This window comes from Bacillus sp. PK6-013 (assembly GCF_054161445.1).
The window spans coordinates 2,519,644-2,543,044 of record NZ_CP096417.1 but is presented as its reverse complement, the minus strand read 5'-3'; the positions used below and the strand labels follow the sequence as shown (position 1 = coordinate 2,543,044).

Genomic DNA, 23,401 nt, shown 5'->3' with positions numbered 1-23,401 from the left:
TTACAGGACATGAGCTTTTTTAAAAAACTGAAAGAAAAAATCACACAGCAGACCGATTCGGTTTCAGGCAAATTTAAAGAAGGCCTGGCGAAAACGAGAAATACGTTTCAGGAGCGGGTCAATGAGCTTGTCTCCCGCTACCGGAAAGTGGACGAGGATTTTTTTGAAGAGCTTGAAGAGGTTCTGATCAGCGCTGATGTCGGCGTTTCAACGGTGATGGAGCTGATTGACGAACTGAAAAGCGAGGTCAAACGAAGAAATATTCAGGACCCGAAAGAGGTTCAGTCCGTCATTTCTGAAAAGCTCGTCGAAATCTATGAAGGCGGGGAGCAGGAAGCAGCAGAGCTCCGCGTCGAAGACGGCCGCTTAAACATCATTTTATTCGTCGGCGTAAACGGCGTCGGCAAAACGACGACGATCGGCAAGCTTGCCCATCAATTCATCAAAGAAGGCAAAAATGTCGTCCTTGCTGCCGGAGATACATTCAGAGCCGGCGCGATCGATCAGCTTGAAGTGTGGGGAGAGCGCGTCGGCGCGCATGTCGTCAAACAGGCTGAAGGCTCGGACCCTGCGGCCGTTATCTATGACGCCGTTCAAGCCGCGAAAGCGCGCGGCGCCGATGTTCTGCTTTGCGACACGGCAGGACGTCTCCAAAATAAAGTGAACTTAATGAAAGAACTCGAAAAGGTAAAGCGCGTGATTCAGCGCGAAGTGCCTGATGCACCTCATGAAGTGCTGCTCGTACTGGATGCGACGACAGGACAGAACGCGATGACACAGGCGCGCGAATTTTCCAAAGCGACTGATGTCTCCGGCATCGTGCTGACGAAGCTCGACGGAACGGCAAAAGGCGGCATCGTCCTCGCCATCCGCCACGAGCTCCAGATTCCGGTCAAGTTTGTCGGACTGGGAGAAAAAATGGATGACCTGCAGCCGTTTGAAGCAGAGTCATATGTATACGGCCTGTTTTCCGATCTGATCGAGAAAGAAGAGTAGGCGCGGAAAACCCCTTCGCCGGGGTTTTCTTTTTCGCCGTCATGTATGACAAGATAAAAACTTGACAGATCAAATATTTCAGCGTAAACTAATGTATCGTAAAGGGATTTGACTTAACAAAGGGGAGAGTCTCATGACGCTTGAAAAAACAACGAGAATGAATTACCTATTCGATTTCTATCAGTCGTTGTTGACATCAAAACAAAAAAGCTACATGTCGCTTTACTACTTAGACGATTTCTCCCTTGGCGAAATAGCTGAAGAATATCATGTCTCAAGGCAAGCGGTCTATGACAATATCAAGCGGACCGAAGCCATGCTTGAGCAATATGAAGAAAAGCTACTTTTGTTTAAAAAATTTCAAGAGCGCAATAAGATTTTTGAAGAGCTGAGAAAGCTGACTGACGGTCAGCCCGAAGCGGAATCCCTGATCGACGCGCTTGAGAAATTAGATTAGGAGGCGGCACTTAATATGGCATTCGAAGGATTAGCCGACCGACTGCAGCAAACGATCTCAAAAATCCGCGGAAAAGGAAAAGTAACGGAGCAAGACGTCAAAGACATGATGCGCGAAGTCCGTTTAGCGCTCCTTGAAGCGGACGTCAATTTTAAAGTCGTGAAAGATTTTGTGAAAAAGGTAAGCGAACGAGCTGTCGGACAAGACGTCATGAAAAGCCTGACGCCCGGACAGCAGGTCATTAAAGTGGTAAAAGAAGAACTGACGGAGCTGATGGGCGGCGAGGAAAGCAAGATTGCCGCTGCAAAGCGTCCGCCGACCGTCATCATGATGGTCGGTCTGCAAGGGGCCGGTAAAACGACGTCGACCGGAAAGCTCGCCAACCTGCTTCGCAAAAAACATAACCGCAATCCGCTGCTCGTGGCAGCAGACATCTACCGCCCGGCGGCGATCAAACAGCTGGAAACGCTCGGCAAACAGCTCGATATGCCGGTATTTTCACTGGGTGACAAGGTCAGTCCGGTTGAGATTGCCAAGCAGGCCATCGAAAAGGCGAAAGAAGATCATCATGACTACGTTCTCATCGATACGGCGGGACGCCTTCACATTGATGAAGACCTGATGGATGAGCTTGAGCAGGTAAAAGAAACAGCTCAGCCGGAAGAGATTTTCCTTGTCGTTGATTCCATGACGGGTCAAGATGCGGTAAATGTTGCCAAAAGCTTCAACGAACAGCTCGGTGTGACGGGTGTCATTCTGACGAAGCTTGACGGTGATACAAGAGGCGGGGCGGCCTTGTCGATCCGCGCCGTGACCAACACGCCGATCAAATTTGCCGGAATGGGCGAAAAGCTTGATGCGCTGGAGCCGTTTCATCCCGAACGGATGGCCTCGCGAATTCTCGGAATGGGCGATGTGCTCACCCTTATCGAGAAAGCCCAGGCCAACGTAGACGAAGAAAAGGCGAAAGAACTCGAGCAAAAAATGAAAAATATGAGCTTTACGCTCGACGACTTTTTGGAACAGCTCGGACAGGTCCGCAATATGGGGCCGCTTGAAGATCTGATTCAAATGATGCCCGGCGCAGGCAAAATGAAAGGCTTAAAAAACGTTAAAGTTGATGAAAAACAGCTCAGCCATATCGAAGCCATCATCAAGTCGATGACCGGGAAGGAAAAAGAGCAGCCTGAGATCATCAATGCAAGCAGGCGCAAACGGATTGCGAAAGGAAGCGGGACATCCGTACAGGAAGTCAACCGTCTTTTAAAGCAATTTGAAGAAATGAAAAAAATGATGAAACAGATGACAAACATGACAAAAGGCAAGAAAAAAGGGTTTAAACTGCCCTTCATGTAAACCTGTTTTCAGATGATAAAAACGTTGTTAAGAAAAAACACTTTACAAACACTTTTATCATTGTTAATATACTATCTTGTTGAAATATTTTCGGAGGTGCTAGTAAAATGGCAGTAAAAATTCGTTTAAAACGTATGGGAGCAAAAAAATCTCCTTTCTATCGTATTGTTGTAGCAGATTCTCGTTCACCGCGTGACGGCCGTTTCATCGAAACAGTCGGAACTTACAACCCGGTTGCAAAACCAGCGGAAGTCAAAATTGACGAAGAGCTTGCGCTTAAATGGCTTCAAACAGGAGCTAAACCGTCTGACACGGTTCGCAACCTGTTCTCTAAAGAAGGCATTATGGAAAAATTCCACAACGCTAAACAAAGCAAATAATGAGTGATCTGCACTTGGAAGAGCTGATTGTATCACTGGTCAAACCGCTTGTGGATCATCCGGATGACGTTCAGGTTTTCAGAGAGGAAAATCCAGAGCGGACGATGTTCCGCTTGTCTGTCAACAGAGAGGATACCGGCAAGATCATCGGCAAAAAAGGGCGCACTGCAAGGGCGATACGCTCTGTCGTATTTGCGGCAGGCGCACAGTCTTCTAAGAAAGTTCAACTTGAGATCGCAGACTAAGGGGAGAGGGTGAAAACCTCCCCCTTTTTTAACATGTAAGAAAAATAGAAACAGATGAACGATTCCGATTGTCAGCTTATGCCAGGCTGCCGGATTTCAGGGAAAGGAAAAATCACGGGACAGTAGGTGATGATGCCATGCAAATTATCCAACGTGTTACCGTTATGCAGGTTTTGACTGAAAACAGCAAAAAAAAGCTGCTGGCTTCTTTTGAAGAACGAAAGGAAATCCTTGAGCGCGAATGCAACCAGCTCTATTTTCAGCTCAGGAAGCACGAAAAGGAACACCACAATCCGGCAGCGACTGAATCATTTAAAAAAGAAATTGAAAAACGTCAGGACAAGATTAAAATGATCGTTTTTCAAATCAATCAAATCCATACACTGCCGCTTGGCAGCGAAGTAAAGGAAAAAGAAATCGACGCTTTAATGGACATTGAAGTCGGGGATAATTGGCATGATATGACGACGGGAAAAACAATCGTGATTAAAGACGGGATCGTCATTGAAATTCGTCCGAGGTGAAGAAATGCTGAAACAATGGTTTAATGTAGGGAAAATTGTTAATACTCATGGGGTAAAAGGCGAAGTCCGCGTCATTTCAAGAACCGATTTTCCTGAGGAACGGTACAAGCCCGGAAACGCTCTCTACTTGTTCCGTGAAGGAACAGACGAGCCTGTCAAGGTGACCGTCAGCGCCCACAGGCTTCATAAACAGTTCCACCTTTTGCAGTTTAAAGAGGTTGAAACGCTCACCGAAGCCGAAAAATTAAAGAATGCCTTGATTAAAGTTCCCGAAGACCAATTAAGCCAGTTGGCGGAAGACGAGTACTACTTTCACGAAATCATCGGCTGCGATGTTTTATCGGAAGACGGGGATTTAATCGGCAAGGTCAAAGAAATTTTAACGCCGGGCGCCAACGATGTCTGGGTCGTGGCCAGACCGGGAAAGAAAGACGCGCTTATCCCTTATATCGACGCCGTTGTCAAAGAGATTAATGTGGCGGATCAAACGATCAAGATTCATATCATGGAAGGGTTACTTGACGAATGAAAATCGATTTTTTAACGCTTTTTCCGGAAATGTTTGAAGGTGTGCTCGGCTCGTCGATCCTGCAAAAAGCTCAGGATAAGGACGCTGTCCACTTTCGCGTGGTGAACTTTCGGGCCTTTTCCGACAACAAGCATCAAACCGTTGATGATTATCCATACGGCGGGGGAGCAGGAATGGTGCTGAAACCGCAGCCTGTCTTTGATGCGGTCGAAAAGCTGACAGCTGAAGCCGAAGGGTCTCCGAGAATCATCCTCGTCTGCCCCCAAGGGGAACGCTATACCCAACAGAAGGCTGAAGAACTGGCGCAGGAAGAGCATTTAATGTTCATTTGCGGGCATTATGAAGGGTATGATGAGCGGATCAGAGAGCACCTGTCTACAGACGAAATTTCGATCGGAGATTTCGTTTTGACAGGGGGAGAGCTGCCGGCGATGATGATCGCAGACAGTGTTGTGCGGCTTTTGCCGGGCGTGCTCGGCAAGGAAGAATCGCACCTTGAAGACTCTTTCAGCACGGGGCTTCTTGAACACCCTCATTATACGCGGCCGGCAGATTATAAAGGCCTGAAGGTGCCGGACGTTCTGACATCCGGGAACCATGCGAAAATCAAAGAATGGCGGCGGAAGGAGTCTCTCAGGCGCACTTTTTTAAGGCGGCCCGACCTTCTGGAAAACTATCCTTTATCTGAAGAAGAGCGAAAATGGATTTCTGAATGGAAAAACCGGTAGATTCTATTGCACCCGGAAAAAAGGTGTGGTATGATACTACTTGTGACTTGAACGGGAACGCTCGTTTAAGTTTGAAAACGATGTTCCGCTGTGCCGGTTAACTCGCGCAAGAGCATCTGTTGGAAGGAGTTGAAGACGATGCAAAAATTGATTGAAGATATCACAAAAGAACAATTGCGCACTGATTTGCCTGCGTTCCGTCCTGGTGATACTTTACGTGTACACGTTAAAGTTGTCGAGGGTAACCGTGAGCGTATCCAGGTTTTTGAAGGTGTCGTGATTAAGCGTCGTGGTGGCGGAATCAGCGAAACTTTCACAGTTCGTAAGATTTCTTACGGTGTCGGAGTTGAGCGTACATTCCCATTGCACACACCGAAAATCGCGAAAATCGAAGTTGTCCGTCATGGTAAAGTACGCCGTGCGAAACTTTATTACCTGCGCGAACTTCGTGGAAAAGCGGCTCGTATTAAAGAAATCAGACGATAAAGATAACGAACGAAAAGAGCTTGTTAACCATAACAAGCTCTTTTTTTGTCAAACAAGTATAAATGCACCGCACCATTAAAAGAATAGCAATAACAGAAAGTAGGTGTCAGACAAATGGTGATCCAATGGTTCCCAGGGCATATGGCCAAAGCGAGGCGGGAAGTAACGGAGAAACTCAAGCTGATCGACATTGTATACGAACTGGTCGACGCCAGAATTCCGATGTCTTCAAGAAACCCGATGATTGAAGAGATTTTAAAAAACAAACCGAGGATCATGCTGCTCAACAAGGCGGATAAAGCGGACTCCTCCGTGACGAAGGCTTGGAAGCAGCACTTTGAAAAAGACGGGATTCCTTCTCTCGCCATCAACTCGGTCAACGGACAGGGGCTCAATCAAATTCTTCCCGCTTCAAAAGAGCTGCTGAAAGAAAAGTTTGATAAAATGAAAGCAAAAGGTGTAAAGCCGCGCGCGATCAGAGCGTTGATCGTCGGCATTCCGAACGTCGGCAAATCGACTTTAATCAACCGGCTGGCGAAAAAAAACATCGCCAAAACGGGCGACAGACCCGGGATCACAACGGCGCAGCAGTGGGTGAAGGTCGGAAAAGAGCTCGAGCTTCTCGATACCCCGGGGATTTTATGGCCGAAGTTTGAGGACGAGCTTGTCGGGCTGAGGCTTGCGGCAACAGGTGCAATTAAAGATTCGATTATCAACTTGCAGGATGTCGCCGTCTACGGTTTGCGCTTTTTGGAAGAGAATTACCCTGAGCGCTTAAAAAAGCGCTACGATCTGGAAGAGATTCCAGAAGAGATTGCAGCGCTTTTTGATGAGATCGGAAAAAAACGCGGCTGTCTCATGGCCGGAGGCGAGATCAATTACGACAAGACGACAGAAGTCATCATCCGCGATATCCGCACCGAAAAGTTCGGTCCGCTTTCTTTTGAAAAGCCGGAGGATATGTAAAAAGGCGCGCTTTTAAAAGAGCGGGCCTTTATTTTTGCAGGAGATGCGCCGATAAGAACATTAGGGGAGAAGAGAAAGTGAAAACATTAACCGTCAAAGAAATTAAAGAACATCTTCAATCGGTGAGTGATGAAAAAGACCCTTTTATAGAGCAGTGCAAAAATGATGGGCGGAAAAGCGTCCAAGCGCTTGTCGACGCCTGGCTGAAGAAAAATAAAAGGCTTTCGGCCATGCGGGAAGAGTGGCAGGTGATGACGTCTTTCGAACGGTCGCTGAGAGCGCGGGGCTATCAATATATCGCCGGAATCGACGAGGCGGGCAGAGGGCCTCTCGCAGGGCCTGTTGTTGCCGCCGCTGTCATCCTCAAAGAAGACTGTGAAATATTAGGGCTGACAGATTCGAAAAAACTGTCAAAGCAAAAAAGAGAAGACTATTATTCATACATTATGGAAGAAGCCGCAGCAGTCGGCGTCGGGATCGCTGACGCTGATGAGATCGATGAGCTGAATATTTATGAAGCCTCGAAAGCGGCGATGCTGAAAGCGGTCCAAGCGCTGGACGTCGCTCCGGATTATCTTCTAATCGACGCCATGTCGCTTGCAGTCGATACAGAGCAGTCATCGATCATTAAAGGGGATGCAAAAAGCGCATCGATAGCGGCAGGCGCATGCATCGCAAAAGTGACGAGAGACAGGCTGATGGATGAATACGCCGCAAAGTATCCTCTCTACGGCTTTGAAAAGCATAAAGGCTACGGAACAAAAGAGCATCTGCATGCCCTTGCCAAATACGGCCCGTCGCCGATACACCGAAGATCGTTCGCCCCTGTTAAAGCACATGAATAACGTTCCGGAGGAAGAATGACTTTGATGATGCTGAACGATGTACATAACAGCTTAAGAAAACAATTTGAACAAGCTGATCCTCTCCAGCGGATCAGCGGAACGGAGACGGATCAGAAAAGGCTGATGCTCGGCAAAGTGCTCCGCTTTATCAGCGAGCATTTCGCCGAAATACAAATCGGCAATACGAAATGGCAGGGGAAGCTTGAGGCACCCCTGAAAGCGGGCGCTCATTACTGGTTTTCGTATGAAAAGAAGCCTGACGAAGCGACAGGCCGCCTTCAGGTCGTTGAAGCGTTTGACAAAAACCCGAAGACAGTGCAGGATGCCGCTTTTAAGCTGTTGAACGGGCTTTCTCTGAAGCGGACGAAGGAAGCTGTCTTTCTGGTCGGAGCGTTGCTGAAGGAGCAGCAGCCGATCAGGGAAAACGATTTAAGAGCCGCCATCAAGTGGCTTGAAAATCTGCCGAAGTCTGACGCCCAAAAAGGCGCCGATGCCGTCATGTTCGCTCTTAAACGCGAACTTCCCGTCCATCCCGGCGTGCTCGATTCGATTTTGGCCGTCAAAAACCCCGTACCGCTGAACGAGCAGATTGCCAAAACATTTGATATGATCACGAACGCCACTCAGCAATCCGCAGGCATGGAAAAGCTGAAGCAGGCGCTTTTGCCTGTTTTACAAGCGGAGACCGAGGTGCATGCCGAAAGGCTGATTCAAAAGCTTGCAGAACACGTCAGGTCGCTAGAAAAAGGAGAACTGCAGGGCGTTCAGCCATTAAAGCCGCAGGTTCAGTCAGAAATCGGGAATCCTTTGCAAAAAGCTGACGCCGGCGGCACCCAAGGACAAGAAGCAAAAGCTGTTCAGCAGCAGCCGCAAAACGCAGAAATCGCGGCAGCTAAAGACCTGCTCGCTAAATTGGCGGCACAAGCCGAAACGAACGGGACGCATATTGTAAAAGAAGCGGCAGGCGTCATCAGAGCGCTTGAATCGAGCGGATCTCTAGGACAAGCTCCGGCCGTTCCGGGCGGATTTACGCCAAAAGAGACGGAATTATTGCAGCATATCATGAAAGAAACAGCACCTGCATTAACGAATAAAGCCGATGTATTTTCCGTTCTCCTCAAGATCAAGGACCTTTTAGGCGTCAGAGATGAACTCTCATTGTTGAGAGCGATGGAAAACGGCGCTGTTCTCAAAGATCAGGGCCTTCAATCTTTAAAGCTCGTGCTGAATGAAATGAGGCATGCTTCCGATCTTCCCGCTCCTGTAAAACAGGAAGCTGATCAAATCTTTCACCGTTTAAACGGACAGCTGTTTTTGCAAAATGATCAGCCTGCCCAGAGCCAGCTTTTTCTGTCGTACCCTTTGTTTTCAAAGAACGGCGTTCAGGATTTGACCGTTTTCTTAAAAGGGCAGAAAAAGGACGACGGAAAGATCGACCCTTCCCAGTGCCGCCTTGTGTTTTACCTTCAGTTGGAGGCCTTGGAAGAGACGGTGATCGATTGTTTAATCCAGCAAAACGTCATGACGGTTACAATTGAAACAGGATTCGACTTGGAGCCTTTGCTTGAACCGCTGGTCCCCGCTTTAAAGGAAAATCTGAAAGAACTGGGCTACAGCTTGTCAGGCGTCACAGCAAAAAAACGGGAAAACATGAAGCTTGCTCCTTTTCTGGACGCCCGCTTTGAACAAATTACAGAGAGCGCAGTGGATGTGAAAATATGAAGGAAGAATCTGTTCCATTAAGAAGAGCTGTTGCGCTTCACTACGATGAAATGAAGGATAAGGCGCCGAAGGTGGTTGCCAAAGGATCGGGATACACGGCGGAGAAGATCATTGAAGAGGCGCAGAAAGCCGGCGTTCCGATTCAGGAAGATGCGACGCTTGTCGAATTAATGCGCCACTTGGAGCTTGACGATCACATTCCTGAAGCGCTTTACGAAATCGTCGCCGAGATCTTTTCATTCGTCTATACGCTTGATGAAAAATTGAAAAAGAGGGAATGACTTTTGAAAAAAAGCCGTTTCCTCTATTAATTTTATATTTTTAATAAAATAAAAGTGTGAATGTTTAGAAGGATTTTACGATTTCTCATCGAAACCTAGACAATCGATCTATGATTATATAAAATGAAAGCGCAGTCTATTTTTATTTTTGCTACATAAGTTAGGAGGATGGGAAATGAATATCCATGAGTACCAAGGGAAAGAAGTACTCAGACAATACGGAGTGGCTGTTCCGGAAGGTAAAGTGGCATTTACAGCAGATGAAGCGGTCAAAGCAGCGGAAGCGCTGTCCAGCTCGGTTTATGTCGTGAAAGCTCAAATTCACGCCGGCGGACGCGGTAAAGCTGGCGGGGTTAAAATTGCAAAATCAAAAGAAGAAGTCAAAGCCTATGCGGATGAATTGTTGGGGAAGACGCTTGTCACTCACCAGACGGGTCCTGACGGCCAGCAAATAAAACGCTTACTTATTGAAGAAGGCTGCGATATCAAAAAAGAATACTATGTCGGTCTGGTTCTTGACAGGGCGACTTCACGCATCGTGCTGATGGCATCCGAAGAAGGCGGCACGGAAATTGAAGAAGTCGCTGAAAAAACGCCGGAAAAAATCGTCAAAGAAGTGATCGATCCGGCTGTCGGACTGCAGGGTTACCAGGCGAGAAAAATCGCCTTCGCCATCAATATCCCGAAAGAGCTTGTCGGCCAGGCTGTTAAGTTTATGATGGGATTGTACAAGGCGTTTACTGAAAAAGACTGTTCCATTGCTGAAATCAATCCGCTCGTCGTCACAGGTGATGGAAAAGTCATGGCCCTTGACGCCAAGCTGAACTTTGACAGCAATGCGCTATACAGACAAAAAGACATCTTGGAGTACAGAGATCTCGATGAAGAAGATCCGAAGGAAATCGAAGCATCCAAGTATGATTTAAGCTATATTTCGCTCGATGGAAACATCGGCTGCATGGTCAACGGAGCGGGGCTTGCGATGTCGACCATGGACATTATCAAGCACTACGGAGGGGAACCGGCCAACTTCCTTGACGTTGGAGGCGGCGCGACAGCTGAAAAGGTAACGGAAGCGTTCAAGATCATTTTGTCTGATCAAAACGTCAAAGGGATCTTTGTCAATATTTTCGGCGGTATCATGAAATGCGACGTCATTGCAGAAGGTGTTGTTGAAGCGACGAAACAAGTCGGTCTGACATTGCCGCTTGTCGTTCGCCTTGAAGGCACCAATGTCGATCTCGGCAAGAAGATCCTCGATGATTCAGGACTCAATATTACGTCTGCGGAATCAATGGCTGACGGCGCGCAGAAAATCGTATCCTTAGTGAAGTAAGAAAGGCAGGGGACCAAAATGAGTGTATTTATTAATAAAGACACAAAAGTCATTGTTCAGGGGATAACGGGTTCAACCGCTTTGTTTCACACAAAGCAGATGCTTGAATACGGAACGAAAATTGTCGGCGGAGTCACACCGGGCAAAGGCGGAACAGAGGTTGAAGGGGTGCCTGTGTTCAACACGGTCGAAGAGGCTGTAAAGCAGACCGGGGCAAATGCGTCTGTCATTTACGTTCCTGCGGCTTTTGCAGCCGATGCGATTATGGAAGCGACAGATGCTGAGCTTGATCTTGTCATCTGTATTACTGAGCACATTCCGGTGCTGGATATGGTAAAAGTTAAAAGGTATATGGAAGACAAGAAAACAAGGCTCATCGGTCCGAACTGTCCAGGAGTCATTACGCCTGAGGAGTGTAAAATCGGGATCATGCCCGGATATATCCATAAAAAAGGCCATGTCGGCGTTGTGTCGCGTTCAGGAACCCTTACATATGAAGCGGTTCATCAGCTTTCAGAAGCAGGAGTCGGCCAGTCAACGGCAGTGGGCATCGGCGGAGACCCTGTCAACGGGACAAACTTCATCGATGTGCTGAAGGCGTTTAATGAAGATCCTGATACACATGCGGTAATCATGATCGGCGAAATCGGCGGAACAGCTGAAGAGGAAGCGGCCGAATGGGTGAAAGCCAACATGACCAAACCTGTCGTCGGTTTCATCGGAGGAAAAACAGCGCCTCCTGGCAAGCGTATGGGGCATGCCGGCGCCATCATTTCCGGAGGAAAAGGAACGGCGGACGAAAAGGTCAAAACGATGAACGCCTGCGGAATCGAAGTGGCTGAAACGCCTTCTGTTATGGGAGAAACATTGATTAAAGTGCTGAAGGAAAAAGGCCTTTACGAAACGTGTAAAACACATTGATCTCAACATGAGCGGGAATAGTCCGATTGGTCTATTCCTGCTTTTTCATAACTGGTTAAATCGTTTAGTACTTTCAGATTGTTTTGTTTTAAAAATGTTTGGAGGTTTTTGAATGAACGACAGCAGCGAGCTTTTGATATTGCTCCGCCTTCGCGGCACACTCTCCCCTTCTCTGCTGACCAAGTGGTGGAAGCAGGATCCTTCCTTGTCTCTTACGGGCGAAAAAAACCATCTTTTAACGAAGCTTTCATTAAAAAGATCAGACTTGTGCTCCATACGAAAACTGGCGAAACAAGAACTGTCTAATGTTAAACGGCTCATCCGTTCTTACGAAGCGGCCGGAGTCCGCATGGCCGCCATATGTTCCCCCGATTATCCAGCCAGCCTGAAAATCATTCATGACCCGCCTCCCGTCCTTTTTTTAAAAGGAGATGTTAAACTTCTCAATGAACAAAGACTGATCGGAATCGTCGGAACCCGCAGCCCGTCATTATACGGAAAAAGAGCAGCGGTTCACCTTGTCAGGGAGCTTTGCAAAAAAAGCTGGACGATCGTCAGCGGCCTTGCAAAAGGAATTGACGGTCTTGCACATCAGGAGAGCATCTGTTCAAAGGGAAGGACAATCGGCGTCATCGCGGGCGGATTCAATAGCATATATCCCCGTGAACACCGCCAGCTCGCCGGTCAAATGGCCGAAAACCACCTGCTGGTATCAGAGCACCCTCCCCACGTTAAACCTCAAAAATGGCACTTTCCGATGCGAAATCGGCTGATCAGCGGATTAACGGAAGGAATCGTTGTCGTCCAGGGAAAGGAAAAGAGCGGGTCGCTCATCACAGCATATCAAGCCCTTGAGCAGGGGCGGGAGGTGTTCGCCGTGCCTGGTCCGATCTTTGACGCCAACTCTTGCGGTCCTTCAAGGCTGATCCAGGAAGGGGCGAAACTCGTATTGAATATTGAAGATATTTTGAGCGAACTGCCGCCTTCACGCACTCAATATCCGGAACCTGTTTAGAATTATCGTTTGACAAACTGTATTGTAATATTTAATAATAGTGAGGATTTCAAGTTTAAACGCTTTAATCGGCGTTCAACATATAGAAGGATTAAATCAGACACTTTTCGTAAAAATAATGATTATATAAACGACGATTATGCTGAATACAATAAAAAGGCTAAATTGAAAAGAGAGAGAACACCTCTTGAGGGGGATAATGTTATGTCCGAATACTTAGTCATCGTGGAATCGCCTGCAAAGGCAAAAACGATTGAGCGATACTTAGGAAAAAAATATAAAGTGAAAGCTTCGATGGGACACGTCAGAGACTTGCCGAAAAGCCAGATGGGCGTTGACATCGAGCAGAACTTTGAACCAAAATACATCACGATCCGCGGGAAAGGCCCCGTGTTAAAAGAATTAAAAACGGCCGCCAAAAAGGCAAAAAAAGTCTATCTCGCAGCCGACCCCGACAGGGAAGGGGAAGCGATCGCGTGGCATTTGGCACACAGCCTTGATCTGGATCTGAATTCCGACTGCCGCGTCGTATTTAATGAGATTACAAAAGATGCGATCAAAGATTCATTTAAGCATCCGCGCATGATCAATATGGATCTTGTCGACGCCCAGCAGGCGAGAAGAATTCTGGACCGCCTTGTAGGATACAAAATCAGCCCGATTTTATGGAAAAAAGTAAAAAAAGGCTTGAGTGCGGGACGTGTCCAATCTGTTGCACTCCGCCTTATCATTGACAGAGAAAAAGAAATCAACGATTTTAAACCTGAAGAATATTGGACCATTGAAGGGTCTTTTCTCAAAGGCAAAGAAACATTTGAAGCGAGTTTCTTCGGAATAAACGGCGAAAAGCACCAGCTGAAAAGCGAAGAAGATGTAAAACAAATCCTCTCCCAGATCAAAGGGAACAAATTTGAGGTTAAAAAGGTTACGAAAAAAGAACGGAAGCGGAACCCTGCGCTCCCGTTTACAACATCGACGCTTCAGCAGGAAGCGGCGCGTAAATTAAATTTCCGGGCAAAGAAAACGATGATGATCGCCCAGCAGCTTTATGAAGGAATCGATCTCGGCAAAGAAGGAACTGTCGGGTTAATCACTTATATGAGAACGGATTCAACCCGCATCTCGAATACAGCTCAAGAAGAAGCGGCATCATTCATCGGCGAACAGTACGGAAAAGAATTTTTGGGGAGCAAGCGAAAACCTGCCAAAAAGAATGAAAACGCCCAGGATGCCCACGAAGCGATCAGGCCGACCTCGGTGCTCAGAAAGCCTTCCGATCTGAAGGCGGTATTGGGAAGAGACCAGCTTCGACTATACAAGCTGATCTGGGAGCGCTTTGTCGCAAGCCAGATGGCTCCGGCGACACTCGATACGATGAGCGTCGATCTTGAAAACAACGGGTTGACATTTCGGGCGAACGGCAGTAAAGTCAAGTTTTCAGGTTTCATGAAGGTGTACGTTGAAGGAAAAGACGATCAGATGGAAGAGAAGAATAAGATGCTTCCGGATCTCGCTGAAGGCGACACCGTTCTTTCAAAAGATATCGAACCCGAACAGCACTTCACACAGCCGCCTCCGCGCTATACGGAAGCAAGGCTGGTCAAAACGCTTGAAGAGCTGGGAATCGGCCGTCCGTCGACTTACGCGCCGACGCTTGACACAATTCAAAAGCGCGGGTATGTCGCCCTTGATAACAAACGCTTTATCCCGACTGAACTCGGTCAAATCGTGCTTGACTTGATCATGGAGTTTTTCCCTGAGATCATTAATGTTGAGTTCACCGCCAAAATGGAAAAAGAGCTTGATGACGTTGAAGACGGAAACATTCAATGGGTGCAGATCATCGATTCCTTTTACAAGGACTTTGAAAAACGCGTTGAAAAGGCGGAAGCCGAGATGCAGGAAGTGGAAATCGAACCGGAGTATGCGGGTGTGGATTGTGAAGAGTGCGGCCACCCGATGGTCTATAAAATGGGCCGCTACGGCAAATTTATGGCCTGCTCCAATTTTCCGGATTGCCGCAACACCAAGCCGATTGTAAAAGAGATCGGGGTCAAATGCCCTTCATGCAAAACCGGCAACATCGTCGAGCGCAAATCGAAAAAACGCCGTATTTTTTACGGCTGTGACCGCTATCCTGAATGCGAATTCGTATCATGGGATAAACCGCTTGAACGGAAATGTCCGAAATGCGAGGACATGCTTGTCGAGAAAAAGCTCAAAAAAGGCGTTCAAGTGCAGTGCGTGAATTGCGATTATAAGGAAGAACAACAAAAGTAGCGGTGAGCAGGGCTTTGCTCACCTTCTTTGTTGTGTTAAAAGATGAAGTCAACTCATAAATTAGGAGATGTGAATATGAATCAAACAGTAAATGTCATCGGTGCAGGACTTGCCGGAAGCGAAGCTGCATGGCAGCTTGCCAAGCGAGGTATCAATGTCCGTTTATACGAAATGAGGCCTGTTAAACAAACGCCGGCACACCATACAGATAAATTCGCAGAACTTGTCTGCAGCAACTCGCTTCGGGCGAATTCATTAACGAACGCTGTCGGTGTATTAAAGGAAGAAATGCGGGTTCTTGACTCGGCCATCATCGCTGCCGCTGACGAATGTTCTGTTCCTGCCGGCGGTGCGCTTGCCGTAGACAGGCATGAATTTGCCGCAAACGTTACCGAAAAAGTAAAGAATCATCCGAATGTGACTGTGCTCAATGAAGAAGTCACGGAAATACCGGAAGGACCGACTATTATTGCAACAGGACCGCTGACGTCAGAATCGCTTTCCGCGAAGCTCCGGGAGCTGACAGGAGAGGACTATCTGTACTTTTATGACGCCGCTGCGCCGATAGTTGAGAAAGACAGCCTTGATATGGATAAAGTCTATTTGAAATCCCGCTATGACAAAGGGGAGGCAGCGTATTTGAACTGTCCGATGACTGAAGAAGAGTTTGACAGATTTTATGACGCCCTTGTGTCTGCAGAAACTGTTCCATTGAAAGAATTTGAAAAGGAAATCTTCTTTGAAGGCTGCATGCCGATTGAAGTCATGGCGAAGCGCGGCAAAAAAACGATGCTGTTCGGCCCGATGAAGCCTGTCGGCCTTGAAGATCCCAAAACAGGAAAGCGTCCATACGCCGTTGTGCAGCTGCGCCAAGATGATGCAGCCGGCACGCTTTACAATATCGTCGGTTTTCAGACCCACCTCAAATGGGGCGACCAAAAGGAAGTGCTCCGCCTCATTCCGGGACTGGAACAAGCTGAAATCGTCCGCTACGGCGTAATGCACAGAAATACGTTCATCAACTCGCCGAGTCTTTTAAAAGCGACCTACCAGTTTAAAAAACGGGACGATCTGTTTTTCGCCGGCCAAATGACAGGTGTTGAAGGGTATGTTGAATCAGCGGCTTCAGGTCTTGTTGCAGGAATAAATGCGGCTCGGCTCATCCAGGGAAAAGAACCGGTCACTTTTTCAAATGAAACAGCGATCGGCAGCATGGCCCATTACATCACGGAAACAAACAAGAAAAACTTCCAGCCGATGAATGCGAACTTCGGTCTGTTCAAGGAATTGGGGGTTAAAATTAAAAACAAGCAGGAACGAAATGAACAGTATGCTTCGCGCGCATTGGAGACAATTCAAAATATTTCGAAAACGCTATAGTTATTCATTGCCAGATGAACTTGTTATGTGATAACATTTAAAAGCCCTTTTCGAAGAGGTGTAATGATGGCAAATGTTAAGAATTTTTTAACTTTATTCATTGAATATTTACAAATAGAAAAGAATTATTCAAAATATACAATTGTGGGTTACATTTCTTCTATTGAAGACTTTGAACGCTTTTTACAAGTTCAGGGCATAAAAGGTTTTGAAGACGTGACTTATCCGGATGTGAGAATTTTCTTGACGGAAGCGCATGAAAAAGGGCTTACTCGCAGGACGATCAGCAAGAAAATTTCGGCTCTGCGAAGCTTCTATAAATTTTTATTAAGGGAAAAGATGGTAAAAGAAAACCCGTTTCTGCTTGTCAGTCTTCCGAAACAGGATAAACGGATTCCAAAATTTTTATATAAAAAAGAACTTGAAGAACTGTTTGAGGTTTCGGACTTGAGTACACCGCTCGGCCAAAGGAATCAGGCGCTCTTGGAACTTCTTTACGCAACAGGCATGCGGGTAAGCGAACTTTGCAGCCTGAAGGAATCCGATTTGGATCTGTTTTTAGATACGGTTTTGGTTCACGGGAAAGGCAGGAAGCAAAGGTATATTCCATTTGGTTCATTCGCCCGGGAGGCTTTGGATCTGTATATGCAAAATGGAAGACGCATCCTTCTGTTAAAAGCGAAAGAGCCCTGCCCTTTTATTTTTTTGAATCAAAGGGGCGGGCCCTTAACCCCGAGGGGGGTTCGTTACATTTTGGGAGAACTGGTCAAGAAGACTTCGGGTACATTACATATACATCCGCATATGCTCCGCCATACTTTTGCCACCCATTTGTTAAATGAGGGTGCGGATCTCAGGAGCGTTCAGGAACTGCTTGGGCATTCAAACCTTTCTTCAACCCAGGTGTATACGCATGTATCTAAAGATATGCTCAGAAAGACATATATGTCTCATCACCCTCGGGCACATAAAGGGAAATAAAGGAGGTTCTTTTATGTCATCTTTTCACGCAACGACGATATTCGCCGTCCAGCACAACGGAAAAAGCGCGATGGCGGGAGACGGCCAGGTTACGTTCGGTCAGGCTGTCGTCATGAAGCATACCGCTAGAAAGGTAAGAAAGCTCTTCAACGGGAAAGTCATTGCCGGCTTTGCCGGTTCTGTTGCGGACGCTTTCACGCTCTTTGAAATGTTTGAAGCGAAGCTTGAAGAGTACAACGGCAATTTACAGCGTGCGGCAGTCGAGCTTGCAAAAGAGTGGCGAAGCGATAAAGTCCTCAGAAAGCTTGAGGCGATGCTGATCGTCATGAACGCTGACAGCATGCTGCTCGTTTCCGGAACAGGCGAGGTGATTGAACCTGACGACGGCATTTTGGCGATCGGCTCAGGCGGAAACTATGCCCTGGCAGCCGGAAGGGCGTTGAAACGTCATGCAGGCGGCCAGCTTGACGCAAGAGCGATTGCGAGGGCCTCACTTGAAACCGCGGGCGAAATCTGTGTGTATACGAACGATCAGATCATTGTAGAAGAACTTGAATAGAAAGGATATGAGGCATATGGAAAAAAAGCCGCTGACTCCTAGGCAGATCGTCGAAAGGCTTGATCAATACATCGTCGGCCAGCTCGATGCGAAAAAAGCGGTCGCCGTGGCATTGAGGAACCGCTACAGAAGAAGTCTTCTTGATGAAAAACTGCGCGAAGAAATCGTTCCGAAAAACATATTGATGATGGGTCCGACAGGTGTGGGAAAAACCGAGATTGCAAGACGAATCGCGAAGCTCGTCGGCGCTCCGTTCGTCAAAATCGAAGCGACGAAGTTCACGGAAGTCGGTTATGTGGGCAGAGATGTTGAATCGATGGTCAGGGATCTTGTGGAAACGTCAATCCGCCTCGTCAAAGAGGAAAAAATGAACGAAGTGAAAGGCATCGCCGAAGAAAACGCAAATAAACGCCTCGTTCGCCTGCTTGTACCGGGAAGGAAAAAACAGTCAGGTGCGAAAAATCCTTTTGAAATGCTGTTTGGCGGAAATCAGGATCAAGAGACGAATGAAGCGGAAAAGCATGAAGACACGGATATCGAAAACAACCGGAAGCGGATTGCACATCAGCTTGCTCTCGGCGAGCTTGAAGACCATTATGTCACCGTTGAGGTGGAGGAGCAGCAGCCATCCATGTTTGATATGCTCCAAGGCTCGGGTATGGAACAGATGGGCATGAACATGCAGGATGCGCTCAGCAGCCTGATGCCGAAAAAGAAAAAGCGCCGCAAGCTGACGGTTAGGGAAGCACGAAAAGTGCTGACGAATGAAGAAGCGGCAAAGCTCATCGATATGGACGAAGCTGCCCAGGAGGCCGTCCTGAGAGCCGAACAGTCGGGAATCATCTTTATCGATGAGATCGATAAAATCGCCAAAAAGAGCGGTGCTTCTTCATCGGCCGACGTCTCAAGAGAGGGCGTGCAGCGCGATATTCTTCCGATTGTAGAAGGCTCTACCGTCATGACAAAGTACGGTGCGGTCAAAACGGATCACGTGCTGTTCATCGCTGCAGGTGCATTCCATATGGCGAAGCCTTCAGATCTAATTCCAGAGCTGCAGGGACGCTTTCCGATCCGCGTTGAGCTTCAAAAGCTGAGCATCGATGATTTTGTGAAAATCTTAACTGAGCCTGACAACGCTCTTCTAAAGCAGTATAAGGCTTTATTGAAGACGGAAGGTATATCTCTTGAATTTTCTGACGATGCTATTCGTAAGATTGCAGAAGTGGCTTATCATGTGAACCAGGACACAGACAATATCGGGGCGAGAAGGCTTCACACCATTTTGGAACGGCTTTTGGAAGAACTGTCGTTCGAGGCTCCGGATGTAACGATGGAGGAAGTTGTCATCACGCCTCAATATGTTGAAGAAAAGCTCGGTTCGATCGCTAAGAATAAGGATTTAAGCCAGTTTATTTTATAAACAATTAAATAAGAGTAATTTAGGAGGATCAATTTATTATGGCTTTATTACAAAAAACAAGAAAGATTAATGCAATGCTGCAAAATGCGGCAGGGAAGCCGGTTAATTTTAAAGAAATGGCCGAAACGCTTCGCGATGTGATTGATTCGAACATTTTCGTTGTCAGCCGCAGAGGAAAGCTTCTCGGTTTCTCGATCAACCAGCAGATCGAAAATGACCGGATGAAAAAAATGCTTGAAGAGCGCCAGTTTCCTGAAGACTATACAAAAAGTCTGTTCAACATTCCGGAAACTTCATCCAACCTTGACATTAACAGCGAATATACGGCTTTCCCTGTGGAAAACCGCGATTTGTTCCAAGCGGGTCTGACCACAGTCGTTCCGATCATCGGAGGAGGCGAAAGACTCGGCACCTTGATTCTGTCCCGCCTTCAGGAGAAATTCGAGGATGACGATCTGATCCTTGCCGAATATGGCGCAACGGTCGTAGGAATGGAAATTCTCAGAGAGAAAGCTGAAGAGATCGAAGAGGAAGCACGCAGCAAAGCGGTCGTTCAAATGGCGATCAGTTCATTATCTTACAGTGAGCTTGAAGCAATTGAACATATTTTTGAAGAGCTTGACGGAAATGAAGGTCTGCTTGTCGCAAGTAAAATTGCAGATCGCGTCGGCATCACCCGCTCGGTCATTGTCAATGCGCTGCGCAAACTTGAAAGCGCCGGTGTCATTGAATCAAGGTCATTAGGGATGAAAGGCACATACATTAAAGTCCTGAACAACAAATTTTTAATGGAATTAGAAAAACTAAAGTCTCATTAAAAGACGAAAGCCGCAGAACATGCCGTTCTGCGGCTTTTTTTATTTCACATTTTAAACTATATTATCGTAATTTTTTCATATCAAAAACAACTAAAATGCGGTTCTGAATCAATGCGTTGCTTGAATAAAAAATATACTAACATAATGTTTTGAAACTTTACAAACGTAACATTACATAGTTCTTATAATCTAGGTCGAAATACCTATTCATAAAATAGATATTTATTACGATTTTTTTTTGCGCCCAGATCATAGACTTTAAGCCTATTATTCCTTACAATAGGCTTATGGTTTTTACAATTCTCGACAAGATTTTGAGACAGATGGAAAAAGATTGGAGGTATTTGGCGATGGATATATTTTCAGGAACAATACATAGACTAGAGGGAGCCTTGAATCAAGCGAACATTAAGCAAAAAGTCATAACGAACAATCTGGCCAATGTAGATACACCGAACTACAAGGCGAAAAAAGTATCCTTCAAAAATGTGCTGAATGAGGAGTCCTCCCGAATTAATGCTATAAAAACAGACTATAGACACATTGACTTCAAAGGCAATGAGTCTAATTATTCAGTTGTGTCGAGAAAGAATACAAGTTATCAGGAAAACGGGAACAACGTGGACGTTGATCAGGAAATGAGTGAAATGGCGAAAAATCAAATCCAGTATCAAGCGCTGGTTGAAAGAATAAGCGGCAAATTCAACTCGCTGCGGACCGCGATTACAGGAGGTAAATAATGGGGGTATTCAATAGCATCAACATCTCAGCTTCGGCGTTGACTGCACAGAGAGTCAGAATGGATACCGTTTCTTCCAACCTGGCAAACATGGACACAACAAGAGCGAAGCTGGTCGACGGACAGTGGCAGCCGTATAGAAGAAAGCTTGTATCGACGGCTCCGAAAGGCGAATCTTTTTCATCCGTGCTCCAATCATCGATGAATGCATCGGCGAGAGTCGGTGAAGGGGTAAAGGTGACCAAGATCAGCGAAGACAAAACACCGTTTAAACTCGTTTATGATCCGACGCATCCCGACGCAAACGAAGACGGATACGTGCAGATGCCGAATGTCGATCCGCTAAAAGAGATGGTTGATTTAATGGGCAGCACAAGGTCATATGAAGCGAATGTCACAGCGATGAACGCGACAAAAGGAATGCTGATGAAAGCACTAGAAATCGGAAAGTAGGGTGATGACACGAATGGTTAATGGAATCTCTCCATTTGGAATTCAACCCGTGCAGGCGGGAACGAATGCAACAAATCAGATCACGAACAAGCAGGACGGTTCAGAGAACCAAGTCAGCTTTTCCAACGTGCTGAAAGATTCTATCAATGCTTTGAATCAATCTCAAAATGAATCTGATAAACTGACAAACGCGCTTGCTCTCGGTCAGGATGTCAACCTTGATGAAGTGATGGTTGCAGCCCAGAAGGCAAATATTACATTGACGGCTGCGACGGAATTCCGCAACAAAGCGGTTGAAGCTTATCAGGAAATCATGAGAATGCAAATGTAAGAAAGGAGTCTGAAAGCGAAGAGAATTAGTGTAACTACCGGGGGAGTAAGATGAATCGTACTTTATTGCAAATCAAAACGAAAATAACAGATTTTTGGAAAAACAGATCAAAGCTGCAGAAGTTTTTGATGATCGGCATCGTCGCTCTGGCAGTGATCCTGTCAATCGTCATTGGAATTGTTGCTTCGTCGAATAAAATGGTGCCGCTCTATAAAGACTTGTCAGCTGAAGAAACCGGCCAAATCAAAAAAGTGCTCGATGAAAAAGGTGTTCCATCTGAGGTTGCAGCTGACGGTTCAGTCATTAAAGTTCCGGAAGAAAAAGTCGACGGGCTGAAAGTCGATCTTGCGGCAGAGGGTCTTCCGAAAAGCGGAAGCATCGATTATTCGTTCTTTGGTCAAAATGCCGGTTTCGGTATGACGGACAACGAATTTGACGTATTGAAAGTGAAAGCAACGCAAACCGAGCTATCCAACCTCATCAAAGGAATAGACGGGATTAAAGATTCAAAGGTCATGATTAACCTGCCGAAGGAATCCGTCTTTGTCGGAGAGGAAAAGCCGGAAGCATCCGCTTCGATTGTTCTTCAGGTGAAGCCCGGCCACACGCTTGATCAAAATGAAATCAACGGCCTTTATCATCTCGTATCGAAAAGCGTGCCGAACCTTGATCCGGAAAACATCGTGATCATGGATCAAAACTCCACGTATTACGATCAAACCGGCAAAGATTCAGGTTCATACGCTGACAGCTACTCTTCACAAAGGCAAGTCAAAGCTCAGATCGAAAAGGATCTGCAGAGACAAATTCAAACCATGCTCGGCACGATGATGGGACAGGATAAAGTAGTTGTATCCGTCACATCCGACATCGACTTCACAAAAGAAAACAGGACGGAAGATCTGGTTGAACCTGTCGACAAAGAAAATATGGAAGGGATCACGGTCAGCGCAGAGCGCGTCAGTGAAACGTATTCCGGACAGGGAGCGCAAGCTGGAGGCGTCAACGGAACAGGTGAAAACGATGTGACAAACTATGCGGAGACAGAAGGCGGAACAGGCAACGGAGACTACGAAAAAAGCGAAGAACGAATCAACAATGAAGTCAACAAAATCCATAAAGAAATCGCCGAAAGTCCGTACAAAATCAGAGATCTGGGCGTCCAGGTCATGGTTGAACCGCCTGATGCGAAGAACCCGCAGTCACTGCCTGCTGAAAGAGAAGATGATATTAAGAAAATCCTCTCAACCATTGTGAAAACATCGATCGACAAGAAGTATGAAGAAGAGCCGCTGACAGATGAGGATATTGAAAATAAAATCGTTGTTTCTGTCCAATCGTTCGACGGCAAGCAGACAATCGATGAAGGAACGGAAACAGGCGGTATACCGATGTGGATTTACATCGCAGGCGGAGCAGCGCTTGTTGCTGTAATCGGCCTCATCATCTGGCTTGTCAGAAGACGTAAAAATAGAGATGACGAATACGAGGAAGAATGGTATGAAACGCCTCAGGAACCGATTCGTGTTGCTGATGTGAACAATGAAAAAGAGACGGAAGAAACTGTCAGACGAAAACAGCTTGAAAAAATGGCGAAAGATAAGCCTGAAGAATTCGCCAAATTGTTGCGCAGCTGGCTGACCGAGGATTAGG

26 protein-coding genes are annotated in these 23,401 nt (G+C 46.7%); all 26 read left to right on the top strand.

Annotation, left to right across the window (positions count from 1 at the left end; genetic code table 11):
- The first annotated feature begins 9 nt into the window (after window positions 1–9).
- The 26 genes from ftsY (at window position 10) to fliF (ending at window position 23,400) form a co-directional block, all read left to right on the top strand.
- Window positions 10–996 carry a signal recognition particle-docking protein FtsY gene (gene ftsY, locus M1E03_RS12805; protein ID WP_020451366.1) on the top strand — a complete coding sequence of 329 codons (987 nt, stop codon included), beginning with the start codon at window positions 10–12 and terminating at the stop codon, window positions 994–996.
- 133 nt (window positions 997–1,129) lie between these two features.
- Complete coding sequence (locus M1E03_RS12800) at window positions 1,130–1,453, top strand: putative DNA-binding protein (RefSeq protein ID WP_020451367.1); 324 nt, start codon at window positions 1,130–1,132, stop codon at window positions 1,451–1,453.
- Window positions 1,454–1,468: 15 nt separating this feature from the next.
- Window positions 1,469–2,809 carry a signal recognition particle protein gene (gene ffh, locus M1E03_RS12795; RefSeq protein ID WP_020451368.1) on the top strand — a complete coding sequence of 447 codons (1,341 nt, stop codon included), beginning with the start codon at window positions 1,469–1,471 and terminating at the stop codon, window positions 2,807–2,809.
- 107 nt (window positions 2,810–2,916) lie between these two features.
- Entirely contained in the window at window positions 2,917–3,189 is a 273-nt protein-coding gene (gene rpsP, locus M1E03_RS12790; RefSeq protein ID WP_006638197.1) for a 30S ribosomal protein S16, read from the top strand.
- Window positions 3,189–3,434 (top strand): KH domain-containing protein, encoded by a 246-nt coding sequence (locus M1E03_RS12785; RefSeq protein ID WP_023857213.1) that lies wholly within the window; start codon window positions 3,189–3,191, stop codon window positions 3,432–3,434. The genes rpsP and M1E03_RS12785 overlap by 1 nt, the downstream gene beginning before the upstream one ends.
- Window positions 3,435–3,571: 137 nt before the next feature.
- A complete protein-coding gene (locus M1E03_RS12780) occupies window positions 3,572–3,958 on the top strand; it encodes a YlqD family protein (protein ID WP_020451370.1) in 387 nt (128 codons plus the stop codon).
- 4 nt (window positions 3,959–3,962) lie between these two features.
- Complete coding sequence (gene rimM, locus M1E03_RS12775) at window positions 3,963–4,487, top strand: ribosome maturation factor RimM (protein ID WP_318602051.1); 525 nt, start codon at window positions 3,963–3,965, stop codon at window positions 4,485–4,487.
- Window positions 4,484–5,215, top strand: coding sequence for a tRNA (guanosine(37)-N1)-methyltransferase TrmD (gene trmD / locus M1E03_RS12770; RefSeq protein ID WP_020451372.1), 732 nt, complete (start codon window positions 4,484–4,486; stop codon window positions 5,213–5,215). Before rimM ends, trmD begins: the two co-directional genes overlap by 4 nt.
- A 138-nt stretch (window positions 5,216–5,353) precedes the next feature.
- Entirely contained in the window at window positions 5,354–5,701 is a 348-nt protein-coding gene (gene rplS, locus M1E03_RS12765; protein WP_020451373.1) for a 50S ribosomal protein L19, read from the top strand.
- 114 nt (window positions 5,702–5,815) lie between these two features.
- The gene (gene ylqF, locus M1E03_RS12760; RefSeq protein WP_020451374.1) at window positions 5,816–6,667 is read left to right on the top strand and encodes a ribosome biogenesis GTPase YlqF; all 852 of its coding nucleotides are present in this window, start codon (window positions 5,816–5,818) and stop codon (window positions 6,665–6,667) included.
- Window positions 6,668–6,744: 77 nt separating this feature from the next.
- Window positions 6,745–7,512, top strand: a complete 768-nt coding sequence (locus M1E03_RS12755; protein WP_025811379.1) for a ribonuclease HII — start codon at window positions 6,745–6,747, stop codon at window positions 7,510–7,512.
- Window positions 7,513–7,536: 24 nt separating this feature from the next.
- Window positions 7,537–9,234: a hypothetical protein gene (locus M1E03_RS12750; protein ID WP_195258054.1), complete on the top strand. Its 1,698-nt coding sequence runs from the start codon at window positions 7,537–7,539 to the stop codon at window positions 9,232–9,234.
- Window positions 9,231–9,515, top strand: coding sequence for a FlhB-like flagellar biosynthesis protein (locus tag M1E03_RS12745; RefSeq protein ID WP_020451377.1), 285 nt, complete (start codon window positions 9,231–9,233; stop codon window positions 9,513–9,515). The genes M1E03_RS12750 and M1E03_RS12745 overlap by 4 nt, the downstream gene beginning before the upstream one ends.
- 175 nt (window positions 9,516–9,690) lie before the next feature.
- On the top strand, window positions 9,691–10,851 hold the full coding sequence (sucC, locus tag M1E03_RS12740; protein ID WP_026579739.1) for an ADP-forming succinate--CoA ligase subunit beta: 1,161 nt from the start codon (window positions 9,691–9,693) through the stop codon (window positions 10,849–10,851).
- 18 nt (window positions 10,852–10,869) lie between these two features.
- Window positions 10,870–11,772, top strand: a complete 903-nt coding sequence (gene sucD, locus M1E03_RS12735; RefSeq protein ID WP_020451379.1) for a succinate--CoA ligase subunit alpha — start codon at window positions 10,870–10,872, stop codon at window positions 11,770–11,772.
- A gap of 112 nt (window positions 11,773–11,884) precedes the next feature.
- On the top strand, window positions 11,885–12,787 hold the full coding sequence (dprA, locus tag M1E03_RS12730) for a DNA-processing protein DprA (RefSeq protein ID WP_096748092.1): 903 nt from the start codon (window positions 11,885–11,887) through the stop codon (window positions 12,785–12,787).
- Between the two features lie 204 nt (window positions 12,788–12,991).
- A complete protein-coding gene (gene topA / locus M1E03_RS12725; RefSeq protein WP_020451381.1) occupies window positions 12,992–15,067 on the top strand; it encodes a type I DNA topoisomerase in 2,076 nt (691 codons plus the stop codon).
- Window positions 15,068–15,142: 75 nt separating this feature from the next.
- Entirely contained in the window at window positions 15,143–16,447 is a 1,305-nt protein-coding gene (gene trmFO / locus M1E03_RS12720) for an FADH(2)-oxidizing methylenetetrahydrofolate--tRNA-(uracil(54)-C(5))-methyltransferase TrmFO (RefSeq protein WP_020451382.1), read from the top strand.
- A 66-nt stretch (window positions 16,448–16,513) separates the two neighbouring features.
- Complete coding sequence (gene xerC, locus M1E03_RS12715) at window positions 16,514–17,428, top strand: tyrosine recombinase XerC (protein WP_035338771.1); 915 nt, start codon at window positions 16,514–16,516, stop codon at window positions 17,426–17,428.
- Between the two features lie 13 nt (window positions 17,429–17,441).
- A complete protein-coding gene (hslV, locus tag M1E03_RS12710) occupies window positions 17,442–17,987 on the top strand; it encodes an ATP-dependent protease subunit HslV (RefSeq protein ID WP_020451384.1) in 546 nt (181 codons plus the stop codon).
- A gap of 16 nt (window positions 17,988–18,003) precedes the next feature.
- Window positions 18,004–19,407: an HslU--HslV peptidase ATPase subunit gene (hslU, locus tag M1E03_RS12705; RefSeq protein ID WP_020451385.1), complete on the top strand. Its 1,404-nt coding sequence runs from the start codon at window positions 18,004–18,006 to the stop codon at window positions 19,405–19,407.
- A gap of 38 nt (window positions 19,408–19,445) precedes the next feature.
- A complete protein-coding gene (gene codY / locus M1E03_RS12700) occupies window positions 19,446–20,225 on the top strand; it encodes a GTP-sensing pleiotropic transcriptional regulator CodY (protein WP_003181756.1) in 780 nt (259 codons plus the stop codon).
- Between the two features lie 350 nt (window positions 20,226–20,575).
- A complete protein-coding gene (flgB, locus tag M1E03_RS12695; protein ID WP_020451387.1) occupies window positions 20,576–20,965 on the top strand; it encodes a flagellar basal body rod protein FlgB in 390 nt (129 codons plus the stop codon).
- A complete protein-coding gene (gene flgC, locus M1E03_RS12690) occupies window positions 20,965–21,417 on the top strand; it encodes a flagellar basal body rod protein FlgC (RefSeq protein WP_020451388.1) in 453 nt (150 codons plus the stop codon). Before flgB ends, flgC begins: the two co-directional genes overlap by 1 nt.
- 13 nt (window positions 21,418–21,430) lie before the next feature.
- Window positions 21,431–21,748 carry a flagellar hook-basal body complex protein FliE gene (gene fliE, locus M1E03_RS12685; RefSeq protein ID WP_020451389.1) on the top strand — a complete coding sequence of 106 codons (318 nt, stop codon included), beginning with the start codon at window positions 21,431–21,433 and terminating at the stop codon, window positions 21,746–21,748.
- A 50-nt stretch (window positions 21,749–21,798) separates the two neighbouring features.
- Entirely contained in the window at window positions 21,799–23,400 is a 1,602-nt protein-coding gene (gene fliF / locus M1E03_RS12680) for a flagellar basal-body MS-ring/collar protein FliF (protein ID WP_411202486.1), read from the top strand.
- Window position 23,401: the final 1 nt, after the last annotated feature.

What these genes read in the sequence shown, in the direction of transcription:
- ftsY (WP_020451366.1), top strand. Translation starts at nt 10, where the DNA reads ATGAGCTTTTTTAAAAAACTGAAAGAAAAAATCACACAGCAGACCGAT.
- M1E03_RS12800 (WP_020451367.1), top strand. Translation starts at nt 1,130, where the DNA reads ATGACGCTTGAAAAAACAACGAGAATGAATTACCTATTCGATTTCTAT.
- ffh (WP_020451368.1), top strand. Translation starts at nt 1,469, where the DNA reads ATGGCATTCGAAGGATTAGCCGACCGACTGCAGCAAACGATCTCAAAA.
- rpsP (WP_006638197.1), top strand. Translation starts at nt 2,917, where the DNA reads ATGGCAGTAAAAATTCGTTTAAAACGTATGGGAGCAAAAAAATCTCCT.
- M1E03_RS12785 (WP_023857213.1), top strand. Translation starts at nt 3,189, where the DNA reads ATGAGTGATCTGCACTTGGAAGAGCTGATTGTATCACTGGTCAAACCG.
- M1E03_RS12780 (WP_020451370.1), top strand. Translation starts at nt 3,572, where the DNA reads ATGCAAATTATCCAACGTGTTACCGTTATGCAGGTTTTGACTGAAAAC.
- rimM (WP_318602051.1), top strand. Translation starts at nt 3,963, where the DNA reads ATGCTGAAACAATGGTTTAATGTAGGGAAAATTGTTAATACTCATGGG.
- trmD (WP_020451372.1), top strand. Translation starts at nt 4,484, where the DNA reads ATGAAAATCGATTTTTTAACGCTTTTTCCGGAAATGTTTGAAGGTGTG.
- rplS (WP_020451373.1), top strand. Translation starts at nt 5,354, where the DNA reads ATGCAAAAATTGATTGAAGATATCACAAAAGAACAATTGCGCACTGAT.
- ylqF (WP_020451374.1), top strand. Translation starts at nt 5,816, where the DNA reads ATGGTGATCCAATGGTTCCCAGGGCATATGGCCAAAGCGAGGCGGGAA.
- M1E03_RS12750 (WP_195258054.1), top strand. Translation starts at nt 7,537, where the DNA reads ATGATGCTGAACGATGTACATAACAGCTTAAGAAAACAATTTGAACAA.
- M1E03_RS12745 (WP_020451377.1), top strand. Translation starts at nt 9,231, where the DNA reads ATGAAGGAAGAATCTGTTCCATTAAGAAGAGCTGTTGCGCTTCACTAC.
- sucC (WP_026579739.1), top strand. Translation starts at nt 9,691, where the DNA reads ATGAATATCCATGAGTACCAAGGGAAAGAAGTACTCAGACAATACGGA.
- sucD (WP_020451379.1), top strand. Translation starts at nt 10,870, where the DNA reads ATGAGTGTATTTATTAATAAAGACACAAAAGTCATTGTTCAGGGGATA.
- dprA (WP_096748092.1), top strand. Translation starts at nt 11,885, where the DNA reads ATGAACGACAGCAGCGAGCTTTTGATATTGCTCCGCCTTCGCGGCACA.
- topA (WP_020451381.1), top strand. Translation starts at nt 12,992, where the DNA reads ATGTCCGAATACTTAGTCATCGTGGAATCGCCTGCAAAGGCAAAAACG.
- trmFO (WP_020451382.1), top strand. Translation starts at nt 15,143, where the DNA reads ATGAATCAAACAGTAAATGTCATCGGTGCAGGACTTGCCGGAAGCGAA.
- xerC (WP_035338771.1), top strand. Translation starts at nt 16,514, where the DNA reads ATGGCAAATGTTAAGAATTTTTTAACTTTATTCATTGAATATTTACAA.
- hslV (WP_020451384.1), top strand. Translation starts at nt 17,442, where the DNA reads ATGTCATCTTTTCACGCAACGACGATATTCGCCGTCCAGCACAACGGA.
- hslU (WP_020451385.1), top strand. Translation starts at nt 18,004, where the DNA reads ATGGAAAAAAAGCCGCTGACTCCTAGGCAGATCGTCGAAAGGCTTGAT.
- codY (WP_003181756.1), top strand. Translation starts at nt 19,446, where the DNA reads ATGGCTTTATTACAAAAAACAAGAAAGATTAATGCAATGCTGCAAAAT.
- flgB (WP_020451387.1), top strand. Translation starts at nt 20,576, where the DNA reads ATGGATATATTTTCAGGAACAATACATAGACTAGAGGGAGCCTTGAAT.
- flgC (WP_020451388.1), top strand. Translation starts at nt 20,965, where the DNA reads ATGGGGGTATTCAATAGCATCAACATCTCAGCTTCGGCGTTGACTGCA.
- fliE (WP_020451389.1), top strand. Translation starts at nt 21,431, where the DNA reads ATGGTTAATGGAATCTCTCCATTTGGAATTCAACCCGTGCAGGCGGGA.
- fliF (WP_411202486.1), top strand. Translation starts at nt 21,799, where the DNA reads ATGAATCGTACTTTATTGCAAATCAAAACGAAAATAACAGATTTTTGG.